General features: G+C 71.9%; 15 protein-coding genes and 1 tRNA gene. 6 read left to right on the forward strand and 10 right to left on the reverse strand.

What is annotated here, in order from left to right:
- Nucleotides 1–71 precede the first annotated feature (71 nt).
- Nucleotides 72–644: an HhH-GPD-type base excision DNA repair protein gene (locus H283_RS0118020; RefSeq protein WP_020144928.1), complete on the forward strand. Its 573-nt coding sequence runs from the start codon at nt 72–74 to the stop codon at nt 642–644.
- Nucleotides 645–737: 93 nt separating this feature from the next.
- Here H283_RS0118020 and H283_RS0118025 read toward each other — a convergent pair whose 3' ends face one another.
- Complete coding sequence (locus H283_RS0118025) at nt 738–2,108, reverse strand: cystathionine beta-synthase (RefSeq protein WP_020144929.1); 1,371 nt, start codon at nt 2,106–2,108, stop codon at nt 738–740.
- 156 nt (nt 2,109–2,264) lie between these two features.
- On the opposite strand from H283_RS0118025, the gene H283_RS25690 reads away from it, so the two are divergent.
- A complete protein-coding gene (locus tag H283_RS25690) occupies nt 2,265–3,494 on the forward strand; it encodes an SGNH/GDSL hydrolase family protein (protein ID WP_020144930.1) in 1,230 nt (409 codons plus the stop codon).
- 61 nt (nt 3,495–3,555) lie between these two features.
- Here H283_RS25690 and H283_RS0118035 read toward each other — a convergent pair whose 3' ends face one another.
- Nucleotides 3,556–4,317, reverse strand: coding sequence for a hypothetical protein (locus H283_RS0118035; RefSeq protein ID WP_020144931.1), 762 nt, complete (start codon nt 4,315–4,317; stop codon nt 3,556–3,558).
- A gap of 322 nt (nt 4,318–4,639) precedes the next feature.
- Between H283_RS0118035 and H283_RS0118040 the strand changes: the two genes are divergently transcribed.
- Nucleotides 4,640–5,863, forward strand: coding sequence for an acetyl-CoA C-acetyltransferase (locus tag H283_RS0118040; RefSeq protein ID WP_020144932.1), 1,224 nt, complete (start codon nt 4,640–4,642; stop codon nt 5,861–5,863).
- 110 nt (nt 5,864–5,973) lie between these two features.
- Here H283_RS0118040 and H283_RS0118045 read toward each other — a convergent pair whose 3' ends face one another.
- Entirely contained in the window at nt 5,974–6,282 is a 309-nt protein-coding gene (locus H283_RS0118045; protein WP_020144933.1) for a hypothetical protein, read from the reverse strand.
- A 20-nt stretch (nt 6,283–6,302) separates the two neighbouring features.
- On the reverse strand, nt 6,303–7,175 hold the full coding sequence (locus H283_RS0118050; protein WP_020144934.1) for a Bax inhibitor-1/YccA family protein: 873 nt from the start codon (nt 7,173–7,175) through the stop codon (nt 6,303–6,305).
- A gap of 185 nt (nt 7,176–7,360) precedes the next feature.
- Here H283_RS0118050 and H283_RS0118055 point away from each other — a divergent pair.
- Both H283_RS0118055 and mptB read left to right on the forward strand, forming a co-directional pair.
- Nucleotides 7,361–7,435, forward strand: a tRNA-Leu gene (locus H283_RS0118055).
- A 191-nt stretch (nt 7,436–7,626) separates the two neighbouring features.
- Nucleotides 7,627–9,210 (forward strand): polyprenol phosphomannose-dependent alpha 1,6 mannosyltransferase MptB, encoded by a 1,584-nt coding sequence (gene mptB, locus H283_RS0118060; protein ID WP_020144935.1) that lies wholly within the window; start codon nt 7,627–7,629, stop codon nt 9,208–9,210.
- Nucleotides 9,211–9,249: 39 nt separating this feature from the next.
- Here mptB and H283_RS0118065 read toward each other — a convergent pair whose 3' ends face one another.
- The 4 genes from H283_RS0118065 to eno are packed head-to-tail and all read right to left on the reverse strand — an operon-like array spanning nt 9,250 to nt 12,929.
- Nucleotides 9,250–10,224 carry a Ppx/GppA phosphatase family protein gene (locus H283_RS0118065; RefSeq protein WP_020144936.1) on the reverse strand — a complete coding sequence of 325 codons (975 nt, stop codon included), beginning with the start codon at nt 10,222–10,224 and terminating at the stop codon, nt 9,250–9,252.
- Nucleotides 10,217–10,792, reverse strand: coding sequence for a DUF501 domain-containing protein (locus H283_RS0118070; protein ID WP_020144937.1), 576 nt, complete (start codon nt 10,790–10,792; stop codon nt 10,217–10,219). The genes H283_RS0118065 and H283_RS0118070 overlap by 8 nt, the downstream gene beginning before the upstream one ends.
- Nucleotides 10,793–10,849: 57 nt before the next feature.
- Nucleotides 10,850–11,623: a septum formation initiator family protein gene (locus tag H283_RS0118075; protein ID WP_020144938.1), complete on the reverse strand. Its 774-nt coding sequence runs from the start codon at nt 11,621–11,623 to the stop codon at nt 10,850–10,852.
- 4 nt (nt 11,624–11,627) lie between these two features.
- Nucleotides 11,628–12,929, reverse strand: coding sequence for a phosphopyruvate hydratase (gene eno, locus H283_RS0118080; RefSeq protein WP_020144939.1), 1,302 nt, complete (start codon nt 12,927–12,929; stop codon nt 11,628–11,630).
- 405 nt (nt 12,930–13,334) lie between these two features.
- On the opposite strand from eno, the gene H283_RS0118085 reads away from it, so the two are divergent.
- Complete coding sequence (locus tag H283_RS0118085; protein ID WP_020144940.1) at nt 13,335–14,771, forward strand: sugar transferase; 1,437 nt, start codon at nt 13,335–13,337, stop codon at nt 14,769–14,771.
- 110 nt (nt 14,772–14,881) lie between these two features.
- Here the strand turns inward: H283_RS0118085 and H283_RS0118090 are convergent, their stop codons facing one another.
- Together H283_RS0118090 and H283_RS0118095 are read right to left on the reverse strand one after the other, a co-directional pair.
- A complete protein-coding gene (locus tag H283_RS0118090) occupies nt 14,882–15,895 on the reverse strand; it encodes a MazG family protein (protein WP_020144941.1) in 1,014 nt (337 codons plus the stop codon).
- 19 nt (nt 15,896–15,914) lie between these two features.
- Nucleotides 15,915–16,478 carry a hypothetical protein gene (locus H283_RS0118095; RefSeq protein WP_231372319.1) on the reverse strand — a complete coding sequence of 188 codons (564 nt, stop codon included), beginning with the start codon at nt 16,476–16,478 and terminating at the stop codon, nt 15,915–15,917.
- Nucleotides 16,479–16,484 lie beyond the last annotated feature (6 nt).

Consider the following 16,484-nt stretch of genomic DNA (forward strand, 5'->3'; position numbering starts at 1 on the left):
CGGTCCCGCCGGTCCCCACCGGTCCCCGCCGGTCCCGCCGACAGCCGACGGACGCGTGAGACCATGCCTGCATGGGCTTCCAGATCGCCAACGAACCAGCCGCTGACCAGGTCCTCGACGAGTACCCGTTCGCCGTCGTCGTCGGGATGATGCTCGACCAGCAGTACGGCATGGAGCACGCGTTCCGCGGCGGCTACAAGGTGCTGAGCCGCTTCGGCACGCTCGACCCGGCTGCGATCGCCGCCGCGGACCCCGCAGAGTTCAAGGCCATGGCGAGCACCCCACCGGCCATCCACCGTTTCCCCGGCTCGATGGCGGCCCGCTTGCAGGAGCTCGCCGCCCTCGTCGAGGATCGCTACGACGGCGACGTGACCCGGCTCTGGACCGAGGCGACGACCGGCAAGGAGCTGCTCAAGCGGGTCCAGGAGCTGCCGGGCTTCGGCAAGCAGAAGTCGCAGATCTTCGTCGCGCTGCTCGCCAAGCAGCTCGGTGTCCGGCCCGAGGGCTGGGAGGCCGTCGCCGGTGACTACGCGCTCGACGGATACCGCTCGGTGGCCGACGTCGTCGACGGCGACTCCCTCCTCAAGGTGCGGGAGTTCAAGCAGGCCAAGAAGGCCGAGGCCAAGGCCAAGCAGGACGCCTGAGCCGCAACACTTTTCGCACGTATGCCGCTGGGCTCGCTTCTCATGGAAGCGAGCCCAGCGGCATACGTGGTCTCAGGCAGCGCCTGACGGAGGTCAGTCGGCGAGGAAGCCGAGGAGGTCGGCCCGCGTCAGCACGCCGATCGGCTTGCCGTCCTCGACGACGAGGATCGCGTCGGACTCCTCGAGCTCCTTGCGCGCGGCCGAGACGGGCGAGCCGGCACCGACGAGGGGCAGGCCCTTCTCCATGTGCTTCTCGACGGAGTCGGCGAGGTGTGCCTGACCGGTGAAGAGCGCCGCCAGCAGGGCCCGCTCGCTGACGGAACCGGCGACCTCGCCGGACATGACGGGCGGCTCGGCCTTGACGACCGGCATCTGCGAGACGCCGTACTCGCGCAGGATCTGCACCGCGTCGCGGATCGTCTCGTTGGGGTGGGTGTGCACGAGGGCCGGCATGTCACCGGACTTGCCGTGGAGCACGGACCCGACGGTCGCCTCGGTGTGGTCGTTGAGGAAGCCGTAGGAGTGCATCCACTCGTCGTTGAAGATCTTGCTCATGTAGCCGCGGCCCGAGTCGGGCAGCAGCACGACCATGACGGCGTCCTCGGGCAGGTCCTTCGCGGCGCGCAGCGCGGCCACGACGGCCATGCCGCACGAGCCGCCGACAAGGAGGCCCTCCTCGCGGGCGAGGCGGCGCGTCATCTCGAAGGAGTCGGCGTCGCTGACGGCGATGACGTCGTCGACGACCGACGGGTCGTACGCGCCCGGCCAGAAGTCCTCACCGACGCCCTCGACGAGGTAGGGGCGGCCCGTGCCGCCGGAGTAGACGGACCCCTCCGGGTCAGCCGCGATGATGCGCACCGCGCCGTCGCTGACCTCCTTGAGGTACTTGCCGGTGCCGCTGATCGTGCCGCCCGTGCCGGCGCCCGCGACGAAGTGCGTGATGCGCCCGTCGGTGTCGCGCCAGATCTCGGGTCCGGTCGTCAGGTAGTGGCTGTTCGGCCCCTCGGGGTTGTAGTACTGGTTCGGCTTCCAGGCCCCGTCGATCTCGCGGACGAGCCGGTCGGAGACGGAGTAGTAGGAGTCGGGGTGCTCGGGCTCGACGGCCGTCGGGCAGACGACGACCTCGGCGCCGTAGGCCTTGAGCACGTCGCGCTTGTCCTGGCTCACCTTGTCGGGGCAGACGAACACGCAGTGGTAGCCGCGGCGCTGCGCCACGAGGGCCAGACCGACACCGGTGTTGCCGCTCGTCGGCTCGACGATGGTGCCGCCGGGCTGGAGCAGGCCGTCGCGCTCGGCGGCCTCGACCATGCGCAGGGCGATGCGGTCCTTCACCGAGCCGCCGGGGTTGAAGTACTCGACCTTCGCCAGCACCGTGCACCTCACCCCCGCGTCCGCGACGACGGAGCCGAGCTTGACCAGGGGCGTGTTGCCGACGAGGTCGGCGACGTTCTCTGCGTACTTCACGCGTCCATCCTAGGAGGGCCGTCCCACGGTCCGAGACACGCGGGTGCCCGGCACCGCGCCCGAAGGACGTGCGAAGCGGCACGGAGCGTCCGGCCCGGGCGTTACCGTGGTGGACCCGGTCGAGCAGCTCGACACGGCACTGGAAGGGGGTCCGGCATGGGGCGTGCACGACGCGCGCGCAAGATCGCCCAGGCGGCGGCCTACGGCGGCGGGATGGGAGTCGCCGGTCTCGGCGCGCTCGGGGCCCTCGGCTACGGCATCCTGCGCGGCGAGGCGATGATGGCCCGGCGGATCGTGGGCCAGCACTTCGAGGGCGCGCCGTCCGACAGCGGCACCTACGGGTCCGGCTCGGGGTCGCCGTTGCGGTTCCTCGTGCTCGGCGACTCGACCGGGGTCGGGATGGGCGCCGAACACCCCCACCAGACCGTCGGGGCGACGATCGCGAGCGGCGTCGCCGCCTTCAGCGGCCGCCCCGTCGAGCTGACCAACGTGGCCGTCATCGGCGCCGAGTCGACCGGCCTCGACGAGCAGCTCGAGCGCGGCCTCGCGGCCGTCCCCCAGCCCGACGTGGCCGTCATCCTGGTCGGTGCCAACGACGTGACCCACCGCATCGACCGCTCGATCGCCGTGCGCCACCTCGAGATGGCCGTGTGCGGCCTCCGGGAGGCCGGGGCCGAGGTCGTCGTCGGCACGTGCCCCGACCTCGGGGCCATCCAGCCCGTGCCGCAGCCGCTGCGCCTCCTCGCCCGCCGCTGGTCGCGCGACCTCGCGGCGGCCCAGACCGTCGCGGTCGTCGAGGCGGGCGGGCGCGCCGTGTCGGTCGGCGACCTGCTCAGCGAGGCGTTCTCGGCCGAGCCGCACGTCATGTTCAGCAAGGACCGCTTCCACCCGAGCCCGGCCGGCTACGCCCGCGTCGCCGCCGCCCTGCTCCCGACGGTGAGCGCGGCGCTCGACCTCTTCGGCGAGGGCAGCACGCCCGCCGAGCCCAACCTGCGGCGCGGCGAGAGCGTCGGCCCCCTGGCCGTGGCCGCGACCAAGGCGGTGACCCAGCCGGGCACCGAGGTGGCTCCGGCCGAGGTCGGCGGTCAGGCGCGCGGGGCCCACGGTCGCTGGGCCGTCCTGCTGCACCGCATCCGACCCACCGTGCCCTTGCCGGCACTGCCGGCACTGCCGGCACCGCCGGGCCGACCCGCAGCCCCGTCGGCGGCCCCCGCCTCCGACGCGAGCGCGCCGGACGCCGGGACGACCTCCGGGACGGCATACGCCCTCGGTGACGTGGACCCGGCCCCGACGGAGGACACCGACCGGACCGACTCCGCCCACCACGCCGGCGGCACCGACGAGCGGCCGGCCGGTGGCCGGGCCGAGGACCCCGTCCTGCACTGACCGGGACAGGCGGAAGGGGCCGCCCGCTGGTGCGGACGGCCCCTTCGCTGCGTGGACGAGCTCAGCTGATCTTCATGATCTGGCTGGCATCGGGCGCCTTGATGCCGAGGTCGGCGTTCCACTGCGAGAAGTCGAGCTGACCGGGGCTCGTCGAGGAGCCGGTGAAGCGCACGACCTCGGACTTGTCCTTCGAGACGTAGAGCGCGCCCTCCGACTTGCCCTTCTTGTCGGTGAGGACCCAGCAGTCCACGCCGCCGACGTTCTCGCTCGCGACGTCGGTGGCCAGCTGCTGGGGCGTGACCGCGCCGAAGGCCTTCTCGAGGAAGCTCTTGAGGCTGAGGCTCTGGGTCATCGAGCCGGCCGAGGACGGCGCCTTGATGAACTTGTCGCCGGCGTTCTGCACCGACGTCGGAGCGCCCTGCTTCTTCCAGAAGGTCGCGTCGCCCTGGATGTAGACGCCGTCTGCGACGGAGATGACGCGTGCCTTGCCGTCGCCCTCCATCTCGATGGCGATGTCGGCGGTCTTGCCGTCGCTCGTGCCCTTGAAGTCGATCTTGATCGTCTTGCCGCTCTGGTCGACCTGGCCGACGAAGGCGCCCGACGTCGCGGCGAGCGCGTTCGTCTTGGCCTTGTCGAGGATCTCCGACGCCTTGGGGGCGTCGGTGGCGGCGGACGTGGACGAGCTCGCCGAGGCGGCCGGCGTCGACGCGCTCGCGCCGGTGGAGCCGGTGGCGGGCGTCTCGGACTTCGAGCACGCGGCGGCGCCGAGGCTGATCGCGATCGCGCCGGACACGGCGACGACGCGGGTCGTGAAGGTCTTCATGGTGGGCGTGCCCCCTGATCGTCGGAGGGTCCGGCGTGAGCGTCCGGACCCGGCCGGCGCGTGGAGGCGCCGACAACTCATCCACCCTAGCGGTCGCGTGAGCGGACCTCGGAGTCGTACCCGCTGGGCGGGCGGCGTCCTCGGAGCGGTCTGGCGGGGCGGAGCGGACCGAGCGTACGCGTGGGGTGGGCGAGACGCACGTCATGGCCGGTGGCCTGTCCAACCGGTGCGAGGACGTCCTACCATCGTGGGGACTGAGCAAGCGCTTAGTCGCCCGTCGCACCGCCGCGCGGGCCGTCGATGCTGCACCAGGAGATCCCCCGTGACCGAAGCCGTCATCGTCTCGACCGCCCGCTCGCCGTTCGGCCGGGCCTTCAAGGGCTCGCTCAAGGAGGTCCGTCCCGACGACCTCGCCGCCACGGTCATCCAGGCCGCGCTCGACAAGGTGCCCGCGCTCGACAAGCGCCTCGTCGAGGACCTCTACCTCGGCTGCGCCGAGCCCTCGGGCCGGCACGGCTCCAACATGGCCAAGGTCGTCGCCACGCTCCTCGACATCGACGCGACCCCTGCCGCGACGATCAACCGCTTCTGCGCCTCCTCGGCCCAGACGACGCGGATGGCCTTCCACGCGATCAAGGCCGGCGAGGGCGACATCTTCGTCTCGGCCGGTGTCGAGTGCGTCTCGCAGTACACCGACTGGGCCGGCGCCGGTGGCGCCAAGGAGGACCAGCAGAACGGCCGCTTCGCCGATGCCCAGGCCCGCACCAAGCGCATCGCCGAGACGAACGAGACGTGGACCGACCCCCGCGAGGAGGGCCTGCTCCCCGACATCTACATCGCGATGGGCCAGACGGCCGAGAACGTCGCGACGGCCTACGGCATCTCGCGTGAGCGCCAGGACGAGTGGGGCGTCACGAGCCAGAACCGCGCCGAGGCCGCCATCGGCCGCGGCTTCTTCGACTGGGAGATCACCCCCGTCACGACGCCCGACGGTACGGTCGTGAGCAAGGACGACGGACCCCGCGCCGGTGTCACCCTCGAGGCCGTCCAGGGCCTCAACCCCGTCTTCCGCCAGCAGGGCACCGTCACGGCCGGCAACTGCTGCCCGCTCAACGACGGCGCCGCGGCGCTCGTCATCATGAGCGACACCAAGGCCAAGGAGCTCGGCCTCGAGCCGCTCGCCCGCGTCGTCTCGACGGCCGCGACGGGGCTCTCCCCCGAGATCATGGGTCTCGGCCCGGTCGACGCGACGAACCTCGCGCTCAAGCGGGCCGGCCTGTCGATCGGCGACATCGACCTCTACGAGATCAACGAGGCGTTCGCCGCGCAGGTCATCGGGTCGGCCGACCAGATCGGCATGGACTACGACAAGCTCAACGTCAACGGCGGTGCCATCGCGATCGGCCACCCGTTCGGCGCCACCGGAGCCCGCATCACCGGCACGCTCATCAACGCGCTCCGCGAGCGCGACGGCCAGTTCGGCCTCGAGACGATGTGCGTCGGCGGCGGCCAGGGCATGGCCGTCATCTTCGAGCGCCTCAGCTGACCCCGCGGGCTGCCGCCCGCCAGAACCACGTCGAGTGGGCGCCCTCCCCCGCGGGAGGGTGCCCACTCGACGTTCGCGGTCCGTCCCGGTGCGGGAACGTGCCGACTCGGCTACAGAGCGCGGCGTATGCCGGCCAGGCCCTCCGCGACCACGCGGGGGTCGGCGTCGGGCTCGGCCCGGAAGAGGTCGAAGAGCATGACCGCGAGCTGGTCCATGACGACGGCCGGGCCGAGGTCGGGCACCGGCGGCGCGTCTGAGCCGGAGGCCCCGCGGGCCGCGGCCACGCGGTCGGCGAGCGACTGGACGAGGGCCCGGACGGACGGCATACGCGAAAGCGCGTGGTCGAGCGGCAGCTGGTGCCACCGCTCGACCACGCGCCGGAGCTCGTCGGACACCTCGTGCGGGGTCGGCGAACCCACGCGCTGAGGTGTCACGGTCGTCAGTCGCGCAGACGCGCGAAGAGACGGACGAACTCGATGTAGAGCCAGACGATCGAGACGATGAGGCCGTGGGCGAGCAGCCACGAGTACTTCTTCGGGGCGCCCATCTGGACCGCGCGGTCGATCGAGTCGAAGTCGATGGCCAGGGAGTACGACGCGAGGCCGACCCCGAGGATCGACAGGCCGATGCCGAGCATCCCGCTGCCGCCGAAGCCCCAACCGTCGATGACGCCCGTCATGAGCAGGACGACCTGGAGCAGCGAGAAGAGGCCGTAGCCGACGATCGCGAAGAAGAACATCCGGCGCGTCTTGTCGTTGACCTTGACGAAGCCGGTCGCGTAGCCGACGTACATCGCGACGAAGACGCAGAGCGTCGCGAGGACGGCCATCTGCACGACGCCGTCGTAGTCCGGGATCGCCGCGATGTACTGGCTGAAGGCACCGAGGAAGGCACCCTGCAGCACCGCGTAGACCATGAGCAGCGGCACCGAGACCTTCTTCATGAAGGCGATGACGAAGCCGAGGATCAGCGTGCCGAACATGCCGCCGAGCCAGAACGGCAGCGTCATGTCGGTGTTGGCCTCGGTCCAGAACCACGACACGAAGGCCACGGCGACCGTGACGACGAAGAGCGTGATGCTCTTGACGACGACGTCGTCGACCGTGACGCGGCCGGTGTCGGCCGGGCCGGCCGGCGGCTGCGCGTACATCTCGTTGAGCTGCTGCGCCGTCATAGCGTCCTGGGTCGCGTAACCGGTCGTCGCGGCCTGGGTGCCCTGCTGCGGGTTGCCCTGCGGCGAGCCGAAGCCGGCGTAGCGCTCCTTCTCGATCTGCTTGTTGAGCCGGTCGAAGACCGGGTTTCCACCTGCCATGTGAGTGCGCTCCTAAAAGCACTGGGTGCCACGACCCGCGACTGGGCGTGGCGACTGTCCCCAAGAGTAAGCGAACGCACCCCACCGGAAGGTTCCCGCGCGCGAGAAGTGCTCGCCCGACACGGGATCGTGACGCGGGCCGGGGTGACCACCGCGACCCGGCGCGACGGCATACTGGGGACCCCGCCCCCGTGGCCCAATCGGCAGAGGCAGGCGACTTAAAATCGCCACAGGTGAGGGTTCGAGTCCCTCCGGGGGTACGTCACGGGCGTCGGCTGTGCGGCACGGTTCGGTAACGCCCCGCTCACGCCTTGGCGTGGCACGGCACGCATGCGCCCGCTCCGCCTAGACTGGCCGTCGAGACCGAGGTCCAGGGGCCCTTCCGATCCGCTCCTGCACGACCTGTACCGCACTTCGAGTGCGAACCCCTCACCACACGAAGGAGCAGCGGGTGCTGGAGCATCGTGTCGCCGGCGCGACGACCGCTGCTCCGCCGCGCGCGGCCTGGGTCGTCGACCCGCGCGTCGTCGACTTCGGTGACCGCCTCTCCGCCGCGCTCCGGCGCACGTGGGCCGACCCCATGGTCCGCCGCGGCACGCTCGGCACGACCCTCGTGGCCGCCGGCTCCGTCAGCCCCGCGTTCCTGCCCGCCGACACCTTCGAGCTGCCCGCCTCCCCGCTCATCGAGCGCTTCGGCCTCGTGTGGCTCGGCTCAGGCGCCGGACGGGTCCTCACGACGATCCTGCTCGCCGTCGGCATGGCCCTCCTCGTCGACGCGTGGCTGCGGATGCGCCCCGTCCACGGCCGCAAGGCCCCGTCGATGGCCTGGCTCTTCTGGAGCCTGCCGATCATGCTCGCGCCGCCGCTCTTCAGCCGCGACGCCTACAGCTACGCGGCGCAGGGACAGATCGTCCTGCGCGGGATGGACCCGTACGCCGTGGGGCCGTTCTGGGTGCCCGGCCCCTTCGCCGACCAGGTCGACCCGATGTGGATCGACACCCCGGCGCCCTACGGTCCGCTCGCACTGCAGGTGCAGCACCTCGTCGTCAGCATCTTCCCGGAGAACGCCTACGTCTCGGCGCTGGCCATGCGCGTGCCCGCGCTCCTCGCCGTCGGGCTGCTCGCCTACGCCCTGCCTCGCCTTGCCGAGCGCTACGGCGTCAGCGGTCGACACGCCCTCTGGCTCGGCGTGCTCAACCCGCTCGTCCTCATGCACTTCGTCGGCGGAGGCCACGGCGACGCCGTCATGGTCGCCCTCGTGACCTTCGCCCTGCTCCTCGCCAGCCGCGGCCAGTTCGTCGTCGCGGCGGTGACGATCGCAGCGGCCGCCGCCTACAAGCAGACGGCGGTCCTCGCTCTCATCGGCGTCGTCGGCATGGCCCTGCAGGCGCAGACCGATCTCGAGCCCGGAGCGCCTGCGCGGTTCAAGGCGATGGTCCGGCACGGCCTCGTCTACGGCGGCGTCACCGCGGCCACCTTCACGGCGATCACCGCGGTCTCGGGTCTCGGCTGGGGCTGGATCCCCAACCTCTCCGTGCCCGTCTCGCTCCGCTCGATGCTGTCGCCGCCGACCTTCGTCGGCAGCGTCGTCGAGTGGCTGCTGAAGCTCGCCGGCATGCCCGAGAGCGTGACCTCGGCGCCCGTCCCGATCGCCCAGACGATCGGGCTGCTCCTGGGCCTGGCCGGCATCGCCTGGATCACGTGGCGCGTCGCCCCACGCAACCCGGTGCTCGCCACGGCCGGCGCCCTGCTCGTGCTCTGCGCCTCGGGTCCGGTCATCCACCCGTGGTACCTCCTCTGGGGAGGGCTGCTCCTCGCCGCCGTGCGCCTCTCGGCGAAGCACCTGCGCGCCGTCGTCTTCGTGACGCTCTTCTTCGTCACCTACGGCGTCGTCGACGCGACGGTCTCCAACGGCACGTGGGCGCTCGGCGTCTCGGCCGCGCTCTGGATGGCGGCCCGCCTGCGCGCCAACCGCCGACGCGTGCACGAGCGGGCCGACGAGCCGGTGCTCGCGGCGGCACTCCCCCGCCGCTGACCGCTGCTGGTCCCTGCTGACCCGCCGGTCAGGCGTCGGTCAGCTGGGCCGCGCCGCGCTGAGGGCGATGCCGTCGAGGATGTCGTGCTCGGACGTGATGACCTCGGTGACGCCGGCACGGTCGACGACCCGCTCGATGATCCGGCGCCACACGAGCGCGCCGGCCCCGATGACGTCGACGCGGCCCGGGTGCAGGTACGGCAGCTCGGCGCGCTGCGCGCGCGGCATCGCCAGCAGGTCGTCACAGGCCGCGACCATCTCGGCCGGGGCGGAGCGAGCCAGGTGGATGCGCTCGGCGTCGTATGCCGGCAGCCGCAGCAGGTGCGCCGTGATCGTCGTGACGCTGCCGGCCAGACCGACGAGCGTCGCGACGCCCTCGAGCGGGACGACGGACTCGGCGACGTCGAGGGCGGCGTCGATGTCCCGGGTGGCGGCCGCGACCTCCTCATCGGTGGCGGGGTCGGACACGAGGTGTCGCTCGGTCATCCGGACGCAGCCGATGTCGACCGAGCGAGCGGCCTCGACGTGGTCGGTGCCGCGGACGAGCTCGGTCGAGCCGCCGCCGAGGTCGACGACGAGGTAGGGCCCGGAGACGCCTTGCACGGCGAGGCCACCCGTCGCGCCGGCGAAGGACAGGGCGGCCTCCTCGTCACCGGAGACGACCTCGGGCGAGACCTCGGAGCCGAAGTGCTCGACGAAGGCGTTGCGCACGCCCTCGATGAAGTCCGAGGCGTTGCGCGCGTCGCGGGACGCCGAGGTGGCGACGAAGCGCACGTGCACGGCGCCCAGCTCACGGCACGACGCGGCATACTCCCGCGTGACGGCGAGCGTGCGCTCCATGGACTCGGGGGCGATGACGCCGGTGCGGTCGACACCGTGGCCGAGGCGCACGATCTCCATCCGGCGGAGCACGTCGGTGAGCCTGCCTGTCTGCGGGTCGACGTCGGCGACGAGCAGGCGGATCGAGTTGGTGCCGCAGTCGATCGCGCCGACGCGGACGGTGCGGTCACTCACCCGTGGCTCCCTCGACGCCGGCGTCCTCGGCCGCGTGCAGGGCTGCGCACGACGTCGGCAGCCACCAGTCGTCGAGCATCGCGAGGGCCTCGTCACCGAGCGGGTTGACGCCGGGACCGGCCGCCAGGGAGTGCCCGACGAGGACGTGGAGGCACTTGACGCGGGTCGGCATGCCACCGGCCGAGATGCCGTCGATCTCGGGCACGTCGCCGAGCTCGGCCCGCTGCGCGAGGTAGTGCTCGTGCGCCTTCGCGTAGGCGGCGGCGAGCTCCTCGTCGTGGGCGAGCCGCTCGGTCATCTCCTTCATGACCCCGGCCGTCTCGAGGGTGCTCACCGCGCCGGTGAGGCGCGGGCACGTCGCGTAGTACGTCGTCGGGAAGGGAGTGCCGTCGGGCAGGCGGGGCTCGGTGCGCAGGACGTCGGGCTCCCCGCAGGGGCAGCGGTGGGCCACCTCGGCCACACCGCGCGGCCGGCGACCGAGCTGGCGCTCGACGGCATCGAGGTCGGCGAACTCGACGTGGCGGGCGCCGGCGGCGGCCGGTGCGGTCGGACGGGAGGGGTCGCTCACGTGTTACTCACTTCTCGGGCTCTCAGGGACGCCGGGTTGCCGTGGGTGACGACGAGGTCACTTGGGACGGTTGACCCCGGCGGTGGGTCGGTCGGCGATCTGGATGGACTGCCACACCTTGCCGTACCACGGCGAGGCGGCGTTGGCCATGGGCGCGGCGACGACGGGGCGCTCCGCGGCGGGCGCGCTCGCCTCGTTGGTCGACGGGTCGATCACGGTGTAGGCACGGTCGCCGACCCGCACGAACTTGAGGCGTTCGCGGGCCTGGACCTCGATGTAGGCGGGGTCCTTCCACAACGCAGCCTCGCGCTCGAGCTGGGCCACGGTCTCACGCTGGGCGGCGACCTTGTCCTGCATCGCCGCGGCGTCGCCCCGCTGCTGGACGAGGGAGCGGAGGGTCGGCACGATCGTCACGGCGAGCATGACGAGGATGCCGAGCAGGATGGCGCCGCGCACCCAGGCGGTCGAGGCCGACGGCGGCGCCGTCTGCGGGGTGCGGGGGCGGGCCGCGAGGGCGGGACGCTCCTTGCCGGCTCCGGGACGGCTCGCGCGCGCGGCCCCGGGACGGGACTGACCCGGGCGGGTGGCCGACGAGCGGCCCGCGCCCGTGCGACCGGGCGACCGGGCGGAGGACGGGCGACCGGTGGACGTCGAGCCCGGCGTCCCGGCGCCCGCCCCCGGCTTCGCGCTCGGCTTCGACGTCGCCTTCGGACCGGGCTTGGCGCCGGGCTTCGCACCGGGGGTCTGTCGGGGGGTGGCCGGTCGCGCGCCACCGCCCGGGCGGCCCGTCGACGACGGGCGGCCCGGGCGGGACGGCGTGCGGTCGGCCACGAGGTCAGCCCTCGGCGCCGAAGCGGCTCGCGTCGAAGCGCGGGAAGGCGCCCGTGCCGGCGTACACGGCGGCGTCGTCGAGCTCCTCCTCGATGCGCAGCAGCTGGTTGTACTTCGCGACGCGCTCGGAGCGGGCCGGGGCGCCGGTCTTGATCTGGCCGCAGTTGGTGGCGACGGCGAGGTCGGCGATGGTGACGTCCTCGGTCTCGCCGGAACGGTGGCTCATCATGCAGCGGTAGCCGTTGCTCTGCGCGAGCGTCACGGCGTCGAGCGTCTCGGTGAGCGTGCCGATCTGGTTGACCTTGACGAGCAGCGCGTTGGCGGTGCCGGTCGAGATGCCGCGACCGAGCCGCTCGGGGTTGGTGACGAAGAGGTCGTCGCCGACGATCTGCACCTTGGAGCCGAGCAGGTCGGTCATGGACTTCCAGCCGTCCCAGTCCTCCTCGTTGAGAGGATCCTCGATGGAGACGAGCGGGTAGGCCTCGACGAGCTCGGCGTAGTAGGCGATCATCTCGTCGGCCGACTTGCTCGCACCCTCGAAGGCGTAGGAGCCGTCCTCGAAGAACTCGGACGCCGCGACGTCGAGCGCGAGGGCGATGTCGCGGCCCGGCTCGTAGCCGGCGGCCTTGATCGCCTCGAGGATGAGGTCGAGGGCGGCACGGTTGGACTCGAGGTTCGGGGCGAAGCCGCCCTCGTCGCCGAGGCCGGTCGCGAGACCGCGCTCGTGCAGGACCTTCTTGAGCGCGTGGTAGACCTCGGCGCCCCAGCGCACGGCCTCGCGGAAGGTGGGCGCGCCGACGGGCGCGATCATGAACTCCTGGATGTCGACGTTGGAGTCGGCGTGCGACCCACCGTTGAGGATGTTCATCATCGGGACCGGGAGCACGTGGGCGTTCGGGCCACCGACGTAGCGGAAGAGCGGCAGGCCGGCCGACTCGGCGGCGGCGTGCGCGACGGCGAGCGAGACGCCGAGGATCGCGTTCGCGCCGAGGTTCTCCTTGTTGGCGGAGCCGTCGAGCGCCATCATCTCGGCATCGATGAGGCGCTGCTCGCTCGCGTCGAAACCGACGAGGCGCGGGTTGATCTCCTCGATGACCGCGTCGACGGCCTGCTCGACGCCCTTGCCGAGGTAGCGGCCCTTGTCGCCGTCACGCCGCTCGGACGCCTCGAAGGCCCCGGTCGAGGCGCCCGACGGGACGGCCGCGCGAGCGAACGTGCCGTCGTCGAGACGGATCTCGACCTCGACGGTGGGGTTGCCGCGCGAGTCCAGGATCTCGCGGGCGCCAATCTCCTCAATGCTGGCCACTTGGCTCTCCTGTGCTGGTGCTGCTCATGGGTGCTCTGGGAGTGCTCGGCGCCGGCGAGTCGCAGCGCTGCGAACCCCCGCGCACCGAGCACAGGTGCTGGGGACGAGCCTAGCCCGTGGGGTCTCCGGCCCGGTGGAGCGACCCGGCATACGGGCAGGTGGAACGGCACGTGGGGCAGACCGGGACGTATCGGGCACGGGGACAAACCGGGGTCCTTCCGCCCAAACATTTTTACTACTTCCTTACCAAAGGCTGACCGGGAGCAGGCATACTCACAACTAGCCATCCGGGGGGGTGGAGCTGGTCGTGAATAGGGCACCAGTGGGTGCCGGGGGTGGGGTGTTGTCATGGGTCAACCCATGCGCGAGTCGGGGGTTGTTCTACTGAATGTGAGCGCGCGTCCGGTGACGCAGCCGCTCAGTGAGAGGGGCCGGGGGCAGCGTCTGCTGCAGCTCGGGATCGCAGGTGGTGACCTCGTCATCATCACGGCGGCGACCGCCCTGGCGGCCGTCGGACGCACGGGTCTCGACGTCTTCGACGTCGCGAACGACGTCAACCAAGTCGCCCAGTCGGTCGGCCTGTGGATCGTCGCCGCGTGGATGGTCGCCAACCTCGCGCTCGGGACGTACACGAGCAGCCACCTGGGGGTCGGCACGATCGAGTACGCCCGGGTGTGCAGCGCGGCCGGCCTCACGGCCGGGGCCATCGGGATCCTCAGCTACCTGACGAAGTTCAACCTCTCGCGAGGCTTCTTCGTGCTGATCTTCGCGATCGGGGTTCCGCTCGTGCTGCTCTGGCGGTGGTACGCCCGTCGGCTCGTGCACCGGGCGCACGCCCACGGCCACCTGCTGACGCGCGTGCTCATCTCGGGCTCGGCGTCGCACGTCGACGACGTCGCCGCGGTGCTCGAGCGCGAGACGTGGCTCGGCTACCGCATCGTCGGCGCGCTGACGCCGTCGTCGCACCCGACCGCGGCCACGCCGCGCGGGGTGCCGGTCGTCGGGAACACCGGGCAGACCGCGGAGTCGGTCATCGCGGAGAAGGCCGACATGGTCGTCTTCACCGAGGGCGCGTTCCCGTCGGCCGTCGACTTCCGCCGCATCGCGTGGGACCTCGAGGGCCACCACGTGCAGATGGCGGTCGTCCCGAGCCTCAGCGACATCAGCTCGGGTCGGATGGCGATGCGACCGGTCGGCGGGCTGCCGCTGGTCCACGTCGAGCAGCCGCAGAGCCTGGGTGCCTCACGCGGCCTCAAGCGCGCCTTCGACTTCGTCGGCGCCACGCTCCTGCTGCTCGTCGCGGCGCCCGTCATGATCGTCGTCGCGATCGCCACCAAGCTCCAGGACGGCGGGCCGGTGCTCTTCCGGCAGACGCGCGTCGGCCGCGACGGGGAGCTCTTCGAGTGCCTCAAGTTCCGCAGCATGGTCATCGACGCCGAGGCGAAGCTCTCCGGCATCTCGCACCTGAACCAGAACGCCGACGGCGTGCTCTTCAAGGCGCAGTCCGACCCGCGCATCACCCGGGTCGGCGCGTTCATCCGCCGCTACTCGATCGACGAGCTGCCCCAGCTGATCAACGTCGTCAACGGCGACATGAGCCTCGTCGGCCCGCGGCCCGCCCTGCCGGCCGAGGTGCGTCGCTACGTGCCGGACGTCCAGCGCCGCCTCCACGTCCGCCCCGGCATGACGGGCCTGTGGCAGGTCTCCGGACGCAGCGACCTGTCGTGGGAGGACACGGTGCGCCTCGACCTCTACTACGTCGACAACTGGTCGATCGTCCAGGACCTGTCGATCATGGCCAAGACCATCCACGCGGTCTTCGCCTCGCGCGGCGCCTACTGACGCCGCATCCTCTGCCCGGTGAGGGCCGCGTCGCCGCAGGGTGACGTCGGCCCTCACCGTTCGTCCGGCCTCGGCCGGCACGACCCGAGGGCGTATGCCGTCCGGCCGGCTCAGGCGTCCGCGTCGAGATCAGGGTCGGGGCCGAGGGCGGGGCCGGCCTGCGTGCCGGCCGCGCTGGCGGCCTCCAGAGCGCGCAGGGTCTCGCGGAGGGCGGCCTCCGCGTCGATGCCCTCGGCCCGCGCCGTGCGGACGAGGTCGAGCAGCTGTGCGCCGAGCCCCCCGCCGGCCACGGCGTCGTCGACGAGGTCCTCGCGGCCCGCGCGACGCAGGCGGGAGACGTACTTCTCGGCCCGGGCCAGGGCCGGCAGTGAGCTCGGGACGCCCTCGACCGGGTGGGTGCGGTGCTGCTTCTCGTCGGCCTTGATCGACTCCCAGTTGGCCTCGACGGCATCGGCCGTGTCGGCCTCGACGTCGGCGAAGACGTGCGGGTGACGCCGGACGAGCTTGTCGACGAGACCGCCTGCGACGTCGTCGATGTCGAACGGCTCGCTCGGGTGCTCCTGCGCCACGCGGGACTGGAACGCGATCTGCAGCAGCAGGTCGCCGAGCTCCTCCTGCATGTGCGACGGGTCGCCGCCCTCGATGGCCTCGATGGCCTCGTGCGCCTCCTCGAGGAGGTAGGGCACGAGCGTCTCGTGGGTCTGCTTCGCGTCCCAGGGGCAGCCACCGGGCGACCGGAGCCGGTCCATGACGGCGACGACGTCGAGCAGCCGAGCACCGGGCACGTCGAACGAGCCGATGAGCAGCTCGACCTCGGGCGGCTCGGGCAGCCGGGTCACCTCGACGGCGACGGCGTCGCTGAGGCCGGGGTCACCGTCGGACGAGCCGACCCACACGACGTCACCCACCTCGGAGGCGGTGACGAGGTCGCGCGCGAGGTCGGCCGGGTGACCGTCCTCGCGGGGAAGCACCGCGATGCCGGCCTCGACGAGCGCGGCGACCTGCGGCTCGTCGGGACGGCCCCACACGGCGTGTGCCCCCTCGAGGCTCTGCCACGCCTCACGGGTCAGCAGTCCCGGGGCGATGCGTGGGGTCGTGACGAGAAGGACGACGCGGGCGGTCACGACGGAGGGCTGCGGAGGTCTACTGGGCCGTGGCCGGGGCGGTGGCCGGGGCAGGGTTGCTGCCCGGCTTGACCCAGTTGGGCGTCTGCTGGCCGATGGTGAAGTAGACGGGTCCCTCGGCGGACTGCACGACGGAGCCGTACTTGGGGTTGACGCTGATGTCGGCCTTCTTGAGGTTGGCGCGGTAGGCGGCGACGTCGGCGGGCGTCATCTTCTGCGACTGGATGAGGGCGACCGCCGCGACGAACTCCTTCGTCGTGTCGGTGGCGTCGGGGATGGAGGAGATGACCGAGGCGTAGGTCTCGTCGGGCTTCCAGCTGCCGGACTTCTCGACGACGTCCTTGAGCAGGGGCGCCGCGACGAGGGCGGTGACGACGATGTTCTCGGCGAAGTCGAGCTTGGCCGCCTTGAGCTGGTCGTACGTCTCACGCACGTCGGACTCGTGGATGACCTCGCCGTTGACGACGGCGGCGGCCTGCTGGCGCGTCTCGAAACCGCACCCGCCGAGCAGCGACACGGCGCCGAGCGCGGCGATGCCGACGACGGCCACGCGCTTCGCGGGTTGAGCAGACCAAGCCTTCACTGATTT

Origin of the sequence: Terracoccus sp. 273MFTsu3.1 (genome assembly GCF_000383675.1) — a bacterium.
GTDB lineage: Bacteria > Actinomycetota > Actinomycetes > Actinomycetales > Dermatophilaceae > Terrabacter.